Raw genomic sequence first — 553 nt, forward strand, 5'->3', positions numbered from 1 at the left:
GTTCGGGCACCCGGCCCCGCAGCGCGGCCCGCCGCAGCCGCAGGACACCGGGGTCGGCGCGGCGTACGGGGTGGCCCACCTCGGGCGGGAAGACGTCGACGGCCGCCACATCGGCGAAGGAGGGCACGACGAACTCGGCGAGCTCCCGGCAGGTGGTGTCCATGTCGAGCGTGGTGCCGATCCGGACGGCGGCCGTGGAGAGCAGGGTGACATGGCCCCGGGCCTCCTCCAGCTCCGCCCGCTGCCGGGCCACATCGCTGATCTCGACGACGATCACCATCAGCCCGCACACGTCCCCGCCGGTCTCCAGCCGGTGGTAGGTGGCGCGCCAGAACCGGGGGTCGTCGGAGGCGGCGGCCCAGGTCCGGCCGCTGATCGTCTGCTCCCGGGGCTCCCCGTCGCGCAGCACCCCGCGCAGGACGGCGGCCTGGCCGCGGAGTTCGGGGAGCACCTCGGAGAAGGTCCGGCCGATGTGGGACCCGGCGGGCAGCCCGTTGAGCCGTTCGAGCGCCGGGTTGACGTAGGTGTAGCGGAGGTTCGCGTCGAGTACGGC

1 protein-coding gene is annotated in these 553 nt (G+C 74.7%); it reads right to left on the reverse strand.

The annotated features are described in order from the left end of the window. Window positions 1-553: PAS domain-containing protein (locus V2J85_RS40340; RefSeq protein WP_330824359.1), on the reverse strand; the 553-nt coding region annotated here is incomplete at both ends.

Source organism: Streptomyces bugieae, assembly GCF_036352915.1.
Lineage (GTDB): Bacteria > Actinomycetota > Actinomycetes > Streptomycetales > Streptomycetaceae > Streptomyces > Streptomyces endophytica.